Annotated in this window: 9 protein-coding genes and 4 tRNA genes; 8 read left to right on the top strand and 5 right to left on the bottom strand. The window is 53.5% G+C overall.

Annotation, left to right across the window (positions count from 1 at the left end):
* From ACJROR_RS03040 to secA, 3 genes are all read left to right on the top strand, one after another.
* Nucleotides 1-76 (top strand) — tRNA-Gly (locus ACJROR_RS03040).
* 18 nt (nt 77-94) lie between these two features.
* Complete coding sequence (locus tag ACJROR_RS03035; protein WP_406545802.1) at nt 95-958, top strand: tRNA1(Val) (adenine(37)-N6)-methyltransferase; 864 nt, start codon at nt 95-97, stop codon at nt 956-958.
* A gap of 182 nt (nt 959-1,140) precedes the next feature.
* Nucleotides 1,141-3,843 carry a preprotein translocase subunit SecA gene (gene secA, locus ACJROR_RS03030; protein ID WP_406545801.1) on the top strand — a complete coding sequence of 901 codons (2,703 nt, stop codon included), beginning with the start codon at nt 1,141-1,143 and terminating at the stop codon, nt 3,841-3,843.
* A gap of 177 nt (nt 3,844-4,020) precedes the next feature.
* On the opposite strand, the gene hemW is transcribed toward secA, so the two are convergent.
* The 3 genes from hemW to ACJROR_RS03015 form a co-directional block, all read right to left on the bottom strand.
* On the bottom strand, nt 4,021-5,181 hold the full coding sequence (gene hemW / locus ACJROR_RS03025) for a radical SAM family heme chaperone HemW (protein WP_406545800.1): 1,161 nt from the start codon (nt 5,179-5,181) through the stop codon (nt 4,021-4,023).
* Between the two features lie 5 nt (nt 5,182-5,186).
* Nucleotides 5,187-5,795 carry an RdgB/HAM1 family non-canonical purine NTP pyrophosphatase gene (rdgB, locus tag ACJROR_RS03020; RefSeq protein WP_406545799.1) on the bottom strand — a complete coding sequence of 203 codons (609 nt, stop codon included), beginning with the start codon at nt 5,793-5,795 and terminating at the stop codon, nt 5,187-5,189.
* Between the two features lie 90 nt (nt 5,796-5,885).
* Entirely contained in the window at nt 5,886-7,355 is a 1,470-nt protein-coding gene (locus ACJROR_RS03015) for an FAD-dependent oxidoreductase (RefSeq protein WP_406545798.1), read from the bottom strand.
* An 81-nt stretch (nt 7,356-7,436) separates the two neighbouring features.
* Here ACJROR_RS03015 and ACJROR_RS03010 point away from each other — a divergent pair, with 81 nt between their 5' ends.
* Complete coding sequence (locus tag ACJROR_RS03010; protein ID WP_406545797.1) at nt 7,437-8,162, top strand: HAD family hydrolase; 726 nt, start codon at nt 7,437-7,439, stop codon at nt 8,160-8,162.
* Here ACJROR_RS03010 and hfq read toward each other — a convergent pair.
* On the bottom strand, nt 8,120-8,464 hold the full coding sequence (gene hfq, locus ACJROR_RS03005; protein ID WP_406037910.1) for an RNA chaperone Hfq: 345 nt from the start codon (nt 8,462-8,464) through the stop codon (nt 8,120-8,122). The two genes, ACJROR_RS03010 and hfq, sit on opposite strands and share 43 nt — an antisense overlap.
* A gap of 215 nt (nt 8,465-8,679) precedes the next feature.
* Nucleotides 8,680-9,468: a hypothetical protein gene (locus ACJROR_RS03000; protein ID WP_406545796.1), complete on the bottom strand. Its 789-nt coding sequence runs from the start codon at nt 9,466-9,468 to the stop codon at nt 8,680-8,682.
* Nucleotides 9,469-9,869: 401 nt separating this feature from the next.
* Here ACJROR_RS03000 and ACJROR_RS02995 point away from each other — a divergent pair.
* From ACJROR_RS02995 to ACJROR_RS02980, 4 genes are all read left to right on the top strand, one after another.
* Nucleotides 9,870-9,945, top strand: a tRNA-Phe gene (locus ACJROR_RS02995).
* A gap of 202 nt (nt 9,946-10,147) precedes the next feature.
* Nucleotides 10,148-10,223, top strand: a tRNA-Phe gene (locus ACJROR_RS02990).
* A 10-nt stretch (nt 10,224-10,233) separates the two neighbouring features.
* Nucleotides 10,234-10,309 (top strand) — tRNA-Thr (locus ACJROR_RS02985).
* A gap of 57 nt (nt 10,310-10,366) precedes the next feature.
* A complete protein-coding gene (locus ACJROR_RS02980; RefSeq protein WP_406545795.1) occupies nt 10,367-10,789 on the top strand; it encodes a hypothetical protein in 423 nt (140 codons plus the stop codon).
* Nucleotides 10,790-10,871: the final 82 nt, after the last annotated feature.

Genomic DNA, 10,871 nt, shown 5'->3' with positions numbered 1-10,871 from the left:
GCGGGAGTAGCTCAGTTGGTAGAGCACAACCTTGCCATGGTTGGGGTCGCGAGTTCGAACCTCGTTTCCCGCTCCAAAGCGAATTCTCAAAAGCATGTCTCAAAAAATCTTCTATTTCCAAGATTTCGGTGTTTCCTTTGATTCCATCGGGATGTCTTTGACTACAGACAGCGTCCTTTTCGGATCCTGGTGCGGCTTTTATCTTCCTGAAACAGCGTCTGAACGCATGCTTGATGCGGGAACCGGTACCGGAATTCTGGCCCTGCTTCTGGCGCAGCGAAGACCCCGGGCGGAGATTTTTGCCATTGATATCGATCCCCGGGCGGCTGACACAGCGGCCCGGAATTTTGCGCTGTCCCCCTGGTCTTCCCGCCTTGCGGCATCTCCGGGAGATATCCGCAATTTTGCTGCCGGAGCCGGGGAAGGTTTGGAGCAAGGAGGGAAGGGCTTTGCGGCCATAGTTTCCAATCCTCCCTATTATAAGAATTCCCCGCCCCTGAAAACTAAAGTCCGGGGACTGGCCAGAACGGAGCATGCCTGGAGCGCCGCGGCTTTCTGGGAGATGGCTCAGAGAACCCTGGAGGAACCGGGGTGGGTGGCCGCGGTATTTCCCCCGGAAAGACTTCCCGAGTATGAGAAGCATGCCGCGGAAAAAGGGTTTTCAGCAAGGCTGGGCACCCTGGTTTCATCCCGGCCGGGGCTGAAGCCTTATATCGGCTTTTATATTTTCGGGAGAGAGGGCGCTCATTTGTCATTTCCGGAAGCCGGTCATAACGGAGCTTCCCCGCCGGATTTTCAGGAGCATTTCAGTATCCGGGATGCTTCAGGGGACTATTCTGACTATGCCCGGGCTCTTACGGAGGATTTGTATCTTTACGGCAGAAGACCGGAACCTCCTAAGGCATTACTTTCCGGAGGAATATCCGGGCATGATCCCGCAAAAACGCCGGCAGGCTAGCAATTTCTTTTCCCTTCCATTGAAAGAATGACAAAACGTCATTATATAGAGTAGCAGGCGGATTCTGTCCCTGTTTGTCACTCCGGCAAAGCGGGACAAATCAGGGGGCAGTCATGTAAAATGATGCCCGGTACGGGGCTGACACCCTTAACAATGATTTCAGACTACTAAAGAATTAGCACATGATACAGTCACTTTTAACAAAAATATTCGGCAGCAGCAATGAAAGAACAGTAAAGAAGCTGCGGAAAAAGGTTTTGGAAATTAATGCTCTGGAGCCTAAATTCAAGGCTCTCAAAGACGAAGAGTTTAAAACATACACACAGCAGTACATCGATCGGGTGGCCAAGGGCGAATCTCTGGAAAGCATTCTCCCCGAGGCCTTTGCTCTGGTAAGAGAAGCCTCTAACAGAGTGCTGGGGCTCCGTCCCTTTGATGTGCAGCTTATGGGCGGCATGGTGCTCAACGATGCCAGAATCGCAGAAATGAAAACCGGCGAAGGCAAGACCCTGACTGCGCTTCTTCCCTCATACCTTAACGCTCTCACCAAAAGAGGCGTCCATGTGGTTACCGTAAATGACTACCTGGCCACCCGCGACAGCAACTGGAGCCGGCCCATGTATGAATTCCTGGGCATGACCGTGGGCTGCAACATTCCGGGCATGGATGCGGAAGCCAAGAGAGCCGCTTACGCCTGCGACATTACCTACGGCACCAATAACGAGTTCGGCTTTGACTATCTCAGAGACAACATGGCCTATACTCCCGCCCAGAGAGTGCAAAGACCTTTGCATTACGCTCTCGTGGACGAGGTGGACTCGGTGCTTATCGACGAGGCCCGCACCCCGCTCATAATCTCCGGTCCCTCCTCTGATTCCTCCGAGCTTTATATCAAGGTTGATGCCATTATTCCGGAGCTCACGGAGCAGGAAAAGGAGGACTCCGAGGAATACAAGGGAGACGGCGACTATACCAAGGATCTCAAGTTCCGCCAGACCTATCTTACCGAGCATGGTCAGGAGCATGTGGAGGAGCTTCTGGTGAAGGCCGGGCTCCTGTCCCCGGATGATTCCCTGTTTTCCTCAGCGAACATCGCTCTTCTCCATCATGTCATGGCCGCTCTCAGAGCTCATGTCCTCTTTACCAGAGACGTGGACTACATTGTCAAGGACGGCGAGGTCATTATTGTTGACGAGCATACCGGCCGCACCATGCCGGGCCGGCGCTGGTCGGACGGCCTGCATCAGGCGGTGGAAGCCAAGGAGCATGTTAAGATCCAGTCGGAAAACCAGACTCTCGCCTCCATTACCTTCCAGAATTACTTCCGCATGTATGAAAAGCTGGCCGGCATGACCGGCACCGCCGATACCGAGGCTGCGGAATTCAATCAGATCTACGGGCTTAATACCGTGGTGCTTCCCACCAACATGCCCATGATCAGAAAGGATCTGCCGGATCTTATCTATCTTACCGAGCAGGAAAAGTATGAAGCCATCGTGGAGGATATCAAGGAAACTGTCAAAGCCGGCCGTCCGGTGCTGGTGGGTACCATTTCCATTGAAAATTCCGAAAAGCTTTCGGCCTTCCTGAATAAGGAGCAGATTCCCCATCAGGTGCTCAATGCCAAGTTCCATGCCAAGGAGGCTCAGATTATCGCTCAGGCCGGCCGTCCCGGCACCGTGACCATTGCCACTAACATGGCCGGCCGCGGCACCGACATTGTGCTGGGCGGATCTCTCCAGGCGGATCTGGATGCTTTGGAAAACCCGACTCCCGAGGAAATCGAAAAGGTTAAAAACGCCTGGCAGGAGCGGCATAATGCCGTAGTGAAGGCCGGCGGTCTCCATATTATCGGCACCGAGCGCCACGAATCCCGCCGTATCGATAACCAGCTCCGGGGCCGTTCCGGCCGTCAGGGCGACCCGGGATCCTCCAGATTCTACCTGTCCATGGAAGACAATCTGATGAAGATCTTCGGATCCGACAAGATCAAGAACGTCATGCGCCGTCTCGGCATGGAAAACGGTCAGTCTTTGGAACATCCTATTGTTTCCCGGGCTATTCAGAATGCGCAGCGCAAGGTGGAAACCCGCAACTTTGACATTCGTAAGAACCTCCTGGAGTATGACGATGTAGCCAACGAGCAGCGCAAGGTTATTTACGAGGAGCGTAACGCCCTTCTGGACAACAAGGTGGGCATTGAGGCCGTGGACGAGATCATGACCGATGTCCTCAACGGCACCATCAGCCGTTTCATTCAGCCGAATTCTCTTATTGAGACCTGGGATGTGAAGGGACTGATGGCTGAGCTCAGAAACGTCTACCTCCTGGATCTTCCCATTGATGAATGGCTGAAGCAGGACGAGAAGCTTTATGAGGAACCCCTCCGGGAGCGCATTATCAAGCACGCTCTGGATGTCTTCGAAGAAAAGAAGAAGCTTATCGGCGATGCTCAGGCTCTCTCTCTGGTGCACAATATCATGCTGCAGTGTCTGGATGCCCTCTGGAAGGAGCATCTGGCCGCCATGGATTACCTGCGTCAGGGCATCGGTCTCCGGGGCTATGCTCAGAAGAATCCGAAGTACGAGTACAAGCTGGAAGCTTTTAATATGTTCAGTCAGCTTCTGGAGAACTTCAAGAACCAGGTGGTCAGCGTGCTCTGCAGAATTCAGATTCAGATCCAGACCCCCGAGGAGCTGGAGCAGCAGCGCCGGGCGCAGGCGGAGCTGGCGGAAAGCCAGTTTAATGAGGCGGCTCACAAGGTTGCCGATGAAAAGGCTCAGGCTGCCAGCAATACCGCCATGCCGAAGGTCGGCCGCAATGATCCCTGTCCCTGCGGCAGCGGCAAGAAGTACAAGGAATGCCACGGCAAGCTGACCAAGTAACCGGCAGCTGAAGGCTGAAGCTTTTTCAGGAGCTTCAGCAATATGAAGAGGGTATGGTTTTAGCCATGCCCTTTTTTATTGGAGGATGGGGATGAGATGAGGCGGAGAATGATGATGAGAAGTCCGCGGGGGCTCTTCTGCTCTGTTATGGGAAATCTCTGCTGCCGAAAATCACGGTTACAGAAAATCCTCCAGAATGCGATTCACAAAGAGAGCGCCCCGGGAGGTCAGGGCGAGGGAATTCTCACTCTCGGAGATGAGTCCCTCCTTCCGGAAGGGCCGGAGTCTTTCCCGGAGATCCTGAAAGCTGAGCCCCGTGGCGTCCTCGAACTCCTGTCTGGTAATGTCCTCAAAAAGCCGGAGGCGGTTTAAGAGATATTCAAAAAGAAGATCCTCCGGGGCTACTGTGCGGGTTTCCCGGATGGCTTCCCCCGGTGTCTCCGTAACGGCCTTTATATAGTCCCCGGGACGGGGCTGCCGGGATTTTCTGATGATTTTTCCGGATAAGGTGATCTTGCTGTGAGCGCCGGCTCCCAGGGCCAGATAATCGCCGAATTTCCAGTAGTTCCTGTTGTGAATGCAGGGGCGATCCCGGGTGAAGGCGCTGATCTCGTAGTGACGATAGCCGGCCTCTGCCAAAAGCTGAAAACCCTGAAGACAGATCTCTTCCGTGGTTTCCTCGTCCGGGAGTTCCGGAGTATTCCGGCCGAAGGGGGTGTCCTCCTCCGGGGTCAGCTGGTACCAGGAGAGATGCGAGGGATGAAACTCCAAGGCTGCGGCAAGGTCGCTGAGCGCCGCTGCCGTATCCTGCCCCGGCAGGGAATGCATGAGATCCAGGTTGTAATTATCGAATATCTTTCCGGCTGCTTCTATGGCCCGGAAGGCCTCGTCCCGGCTGTGAATGCGGGAGAGCCTTTTGAGAAAAGCGTCATCAAGGCTCTGAATGCCCAGACTGAGACGGTTTACCCCGGCCTCCCGGTAGCCCAGAAGACTTTCCGGGGTTACGGTGCCGGGATTGGCTTCCATGCTGACTTCGCAGTCCGGGGCGGTGTCAAGAAGGCTTTTTACCCCCCGGAGCAGCCTTTGGATTTCCGCCGGCGGGAACAGGGAGGGAGTGCCGCCTCCCAGGTAAATGCTGATAAGAGGCCTGCCTCCGGCGGTTTTGGCTTCTTCCTGAAGCTCCCGGAGCAGGGCATCCGTATAGGCGGCAAATGAGCTTTGCCGCGCCCTGGCGTCCCCGGTGATTCCGTAGGAGTTAAAGTCGCAGTAGGGACACTTTCTGATACACCAGGGAAGGTGAATATAAAGTCCCAGAGGCGGATCCGGAATGCAGGCCATCCCTGCTATTCTCCGGCGCAGATTTCCCGGAGAGCTTCTCTTAGCTTGGCGAGAGCCTGTCCCCGGTGACTCAGGCGGTTTTTAACCTCCGGATCCAGTTCGGCGGCGGTCTGTCCCAGCACCGGAATCAAAAACGAGGGATCATAGCCGAAGCCGTTCTGTCCCCGCTTCTCTAAAATGATGCGGCCCTTCCAATAGGCCTGGCAGATTACGGGAGTGGGATCCTCGGCGTGTCTCATGAAGGCCAGGATGCACCAGTAGCGGGCGGTTCTTTCCTGTTCCGGAAACCGGGAGACTTCGCTGAGGAGCTTGTCCAGATTTGCGGCATCAGAGGCGTTTTCTCCGGCATAGCGGGAGGAGTAAATTCCGGGCTGGCCGTTCAGGCAGTCCACGGCAATCCCGGAATCGTCGGCCAGAGCCGGGAGGCCGGTATGTCTGGCGGCGTTCCGGGCCTTGATAATGGCATTTTCCACAAAGGTGGTGCCGCTCTCAACGGGAGAGGCCACGTTAAAATCGCTTTCGGGCACCACTGTTACCGGGAAGCCGTCAAAAAGCTTTTGAAATTCTCTGACCTTGCCGGGATTTCTGGTGGCCAGGACAATTTTTGAAAACATTGCATTATCTCCTTGGAGTGATTTGAGGGTGTTCTTTGACAGCTAACCCTGAAAGGCGCTGCCAGTGCTGCTGTTATTGGGTTATAGCTGTCATTGGGTTATTGCCGTTTTGGCATGTCTGTTAAGCTGGGCCTTCTGATCGGTCTCAAGCTCCCGGAACCTGATGCTGGCATTCCGGATGGCCAGCTGCACGATTTCCAGCGGGGTGGGCTTATAGAAGGAGAAGTTCAAAAGCTCCGGCAGGGTCTTTTCCAGAGCGATGGCGAAGGCCAGAAACTGGGCGATGGTGTCCCCCATGGGCAAAGCCAGCTCCGCTCCCAGAAGCTTTTTGGTTCTGAGAGAAAAGTAGAGATGGATCATGCCCTCGGTTTCGAGATGGATCTCCGCCCAGTGGGATTCCTGAAAGGAGGCCTCGCCGATAATATAGGGTTCGGCATCATGACAGCGGCGGAGCTCTTCCTCCTTGCGTCCTGCAATGGCAAAATTCGGGGCGGTGAAGGAGATGGTCAGGGGCAGCCACGGGGATTTCTGAAGCTCTCCCGGGTACAGCGCGGCGTTTTTGCCGGCCATGTGGCCGTCCTTGAGAGATCTCTCCAGAGGGTTATTCAGGGCGGCCACCGATCCTGCGGCAAAGATATTGGGCACCCTGGTCTCACGGGTATCCGGATCCGCCGGAATGGTTCCGAAGGAGCTCGGCGCAAGGCCGGCGTTTTCAATACGGAGGTGGGAGAAGTTCGGGATCCTGCCGGCAGCGGCCAGAATATATTCTGTCCGGAGATAGCCCTCCTTGCCGGACTTTTCCAGATAGTAAATGGTAACGCCGCTGTCATTCGCGGAGATTTCGGTGATTTCGCTGTTCATAAACATGACAACGCTTTTATCAATGCATTTTTCGGCGATTTCCGCGATTTTGATATCCGAAAAATGCCAGAGATGACGCTGCCCGAAGATTACGGTTTTCACCCCCAGTCTGGTGAGGCACTGCCCCAGCTCCAGCGCGGTGCTGCCGGTGCCCAGGATGGCAATGGATTTCGGGAGGGCGGGGAGCTCAAAAAGCTCGGCGGCGGTTATGGCCCGTTTCCCGGCATTCTGGATATACGAGGGAATGTAAGGGCGGGATCCGGTAGCGATGACAACTGTGTCTGCGGTGATTCTGCAGTCCGCCTCGGGCACCGTAAGATGCCGGCTGTCCTCAAAAACGGCATGGCCGTAAATGCGATCCTGTTCGGGAACGGCCGGAAAGCTCTTCATGTACTTTTCGCTGCAGCTCCGGCGTCTTTCCCGGAGATCCTGCAAGATAGCGGAAAACTTCTGTCTTATGGAATGATCCATGCCGTACATGGTGATGGGAGCATCATCCTGCAGCACCGAGGCGGATCGTTCCTCAATAATCGCCCGGAGAATGCTGAGGGGCAGGTATCCGGATTTCAGCATTTCCGGCAGCTTGAATTCCGGGTCGATAATAACAGCGGAGACCCCTTGCTTCCGCGCCCCCTCATAGGCCTTGAGTCCGGCGCTTCCGGCGCCGATTACCGCTGTTTGTACTCGTATTTCCTTCATGGCATGCTCCCGGCTTTTGACCGAATTATACAAAATGTCAGATACGGCGTCATTTGCTATAATCCCCGGCCGGAGGAAGATATGAAAAGAGAGAGCGGAGATATTAGGACGGCAGGTGAGAAGCTGCCGGAAGAAAAGCCTTTTAGCATGGAGCTCCTTAACGGGATCCGCGGGGCGGTTTTTGATCTGGACGGCACTTTGGTGGATTCCATGCCCCTTCATATTGCCGCCTGGCAGGAAACCATGGCTCCCTATGGCATTAAGGTTTCCCCTGCCTGGCTCATGAATCACGGTGGCATTCCTTCCCGCATTGTCGCGGAAATGCTTAGTTCCGGAAAAGAAGATCTTCTTCCGGATCCGTTAACCCTGGCTTCTGTTAAAACCCGCAATTACCGCCGCAGCATTCATGAAATCAGAGTTTTTCCGGCTATGATGGCGGTGCTCAGGCATCTTAAGGAGCGGGGCATTCCCATGGCGGTGGGCACGGGAACCCAAAGGCAGAATGCGGAGACCATAATTGCGGAAACGATTCTTAAGGATTATATCGGAGAGATCGTGTCGGAGGCGGATATAGTAAAGCCGAAACCGGATCCGGAAACCTTCCTCCTGGCGGCGGAAAGGATCGGGGCTATTCCGGAGAAATGCGCGGTTTTTGAGGACAGTCCTATCGGGATTGCCGCAGCGGTCAGCGGCAATTTCATTACGGTGCGGATGATTTCCGGAAAGCCGGCAACGGTGATAAATCCGTCTCCGGCCGGATCCGGTCAGCTGGCCTGCGGCGGTCTCCGGGCCTCGGACGCGTTCTGATCCGGAGAGCTCGGTCTGCCGCCGGATCTGGGGAATGGTCTCCCGCTCCGGGGTTTGGAAGCAGTGACCTGGGTGATGGTGGAAATTTTTGCCTTGTAGATGAGCTGCTGGATACCCCGGGCATCGGTAAGAAGCAGGCTGTACTGATCATGAGAGGTGATGACTCCCTCAAGCTTGATGCCGCTGATGAGAAAAACTGCCACGGGGATCTTTTTTTCCCTGAGCCAGTTCAGTGCCGATTCCTGGCCGTTGCCCAGCGAAAAAGCCTGTCCCAGAGAAGTGTAATTAGCATTATCTGTCATGTTTTCTTCTTTTGCTGTCTTATTCCATGGCAATTGCAAATTAAAACCGGCACCGGGAAAGCAGTCACCCGGTAAAACGTCCTGCCTTATTGCAAAGGCCTGTAAACTTTCTCTGAAATTCTAAAGCAGTAAAGACAATAATGCAAATTATCGTGTAATGTTTGTAAAAAAATTGTGTCACGTCATCTCACCGCATCATTTCGGATGAGACGGTATCACAGGAGATAGCCGGTGCCCATGTAGCCGTTTACCCGGATGCGGGAGGATCCGCAGGAACCGATATGGTCGTTTTTGAAAATATGCGGCACCAGTCTGCGGCTTAAGGAATAACAGGTCATGGCATTAAGCACATTGGCATTGATGGTATCAGCAGGGGAGATATTGTCGGCCTGAGCCAGAATGGAGGTCATAATGGCGGCATCCTTGTTATTGGCTTCGGAGCGGCTCAGTCCCTGGGACATGGCGGTTACGCAGATCACCAGGTCATTTCTGCGGATGTCTATTTTTTTCAGGGCCTTGCTGATTTTTGAGCCCTTGGTGCCGTCCGCCAGAAGGGGAAGCACCGCAGCATCCGGAAAGAGTCTTTCTATAAAAGGGAGCGCCGCCTCGAACCTTTCAGCGAACATTTCGTTATCCCGGCCGGTTTCGTGAAAGGGCGGAGTATCGGGCAGCAGGGCCAGAAGATCCATGGCGGGCAGCACCCGCTGGAAAATGACATTTTCCTGGCAGGGATAGAACAGGGAGCCGCTGGACGGCAGGTTCTGCAGGCCGGAGAGGAGCACCACTCTTTCGGTTTTAAGATCCGGGGAGTGGCTGAGCCGGGAAAAGATCTCCGAAAACATAGGGGCGGTGTCCGCTGAGAGGGTATCCGGAATGATGGCGCCCCGGATCTTTTCAGTAACATACACAGCGGAATAGTCGGAGGTAAGCTCCGTTATCCATTCATCGAGATTTTTGCCGGCTGGGATGCTGATTTTGCCGTAGGTTTTGGTGTTTGCTGTCATTTTCGGGCCTCCGCAATAAATAAAATTGTAGTTATGACAGCAGTTTAAGCAACAAATTAAGGGGCCCTTTTTTAAAGTTATCACGTTTTATAACGGAGAAAGAAGATGATGGTACTGAGAGGTTGGGAGAAGCCGGATAAGGAGGAGAACAGCGGCTGATGAAAAGGCGGCGCCACTCAGGGGGAATCGGGCAGGCAGAATGGACGGGGCCAAGCATGGAAAAGGCGGGAGAAGGACAGGAGGCGCGAGAAAACCCAGACGAATAACGGATAAAGCAGAGTTGCTGGCGTTGGCGTGATACTGTCCTCTCATGGGCATGGCATTTCGGCCGGTAAAAAAATGAAAAAAAATTTCGTAAAAGTGTTGACATGGGTTTGGAAATCAGTATAATGGCACGCGTTGGCCAGATAGCTCAGTTGGTAGAGCAGAGGACTGAAAATCCTCGTGTGGGCGGTTCGATCCCGTCTCTGGCCACCATCTGATTCACCTCTCTTCTCAAGTTTCTTTCGCTCCTGTTTTCAACCTTATTCCTTGCAGTCAAGCTATTTTCGTTGCTGTGCTTTGCATTATGATTTTGTACTGTTCGTTTTTTAATCACTATAGTTGAAAATGAAAAATATTTCCGAAATTGTTTGACAGCATCTCTAAATCCTTGTAAAATGCCCCCTCGTAGCCAGTTGCCCAGGTAGCTCAGTCGGTAGAGCAGAGGACTGAAAATCCTCGTGTGGGCGGTTCGATCCCGTCCCTGGGCACCATCTCAGTATTGCCGGCTTAGCTCAGTTGGTAGAGCAGCTGATTTGTAATCAGTTGGTCATCAGTTCGAATCCGTTAGCCGGCACCATCTCAATTTTTCAACCCCCGCAAATCCTTGACTTTAAGTCGTTCTGCATCCAAAAATGTGTTCGATCTTTCATTTTTCGCCTCCATTTTGGATGCAGGTTCGGAGTTGTTAGCAGTGATTAACAAGAGTGATTTCGAGAGAAAATTTGAGCCCGGAGAAAGGGTGAGAATAACCGATATCAACGGACTTAATCTGGTGATTTCGGGAACCGGAAAGCAGACGTCTTTCTCGTTTGAGCATCGGTGCACGTTTAACGGGAAAAGGATTGTGAAGAAGATACGAGCGGAGACTCTTGAGGAAGCCCGGAAAATTGCCCTTGACCGTTACACCAAGGCAAAATCCGGACTGCATCCGGACGGGATCGCAGAATGCGATCTTACTTTAGCACAGGCAGTCAACGATTATCAAGCCCTCCAGAGGCAGAAAAAGATTCCCCTAGTCCATCCATTCCTTGTTAGAATTCTTGTTGGAGCTTGTTAGAATTTTATTGGAATCGCAAAATCCAACAAGCTGTTAATCCCCATGAATTCCGCCTTTTTGGACTTACTTGCAAAAAGCTTGT

This window comes from Succinimonas sp., from assembly GCF_045225735.1.
Classification (GTDB): Bacteria; Pseudomonadota; Gammaproteobacteria; order Enterobacterales; family Succinivibrionaceae; genus Succinimonas.
This window is presented reverse-complemented; position numbering and strand designations above follow the sequence as displayed.

Bases quoted from the DNA above. Each gene is read 5' to 3' on its own strand.
- rdgB (WP_406545799.1), bottom strand. From the start codon at position 5,795: ATGTTTTCAAAAATTGTCCTGGCCACCAGAAATCCCGGCAAGGTCAGA.
- hfq (WP_406037910.1), bottom strand. From the start codon at position 8,464: ATGACAGATAATGCTAATTACACTTCTCTGGGACAGGCTTTTTCGCTG.
- ACJROR_RS03035 (WP_406545802.1), top strand. From the start codon at position 95: ATGTCTCAAAAAATCTTCTATTTCCAAGATTTCGGTGTTTCCTTTGAT.
- hemW (WP_406545800.1), bottom strand. From the start codon at position 5,181: ATGGCCTGCATTCCGGATCCGCCTCTGGGACTTTATATTCACCTTCCC.
- ACJROR_RS03000 (WP_406545796.1), bottom strand. From the start codon at position 9,468: ATGACAGCAAACACCAAAACCTACGGCAAAATCAGCATCCCAGCCGGC.
- ACJROR_RS03010 (WP_406545797.1), top strand. From the start codon at position 7,437: ATGAAAAGAGAGAGCGGAGATATTAGGACGGCAGGTGAGAAGCTGCCG.
- secA (WP_406545801.1), top strand. From the start codon at position 1,141: ATGATACAGTCACTTTTAACAAAAATATTCGGCAGCAGCAATGAAAGA.
- ACJROR_RS03015 (WP_406545798.1), bottom strand. From the start codon at position 7,355: ATGAAGGAAATACGAGTACAAACAGCGGTAATCGGCGCCGGAAGCGCC.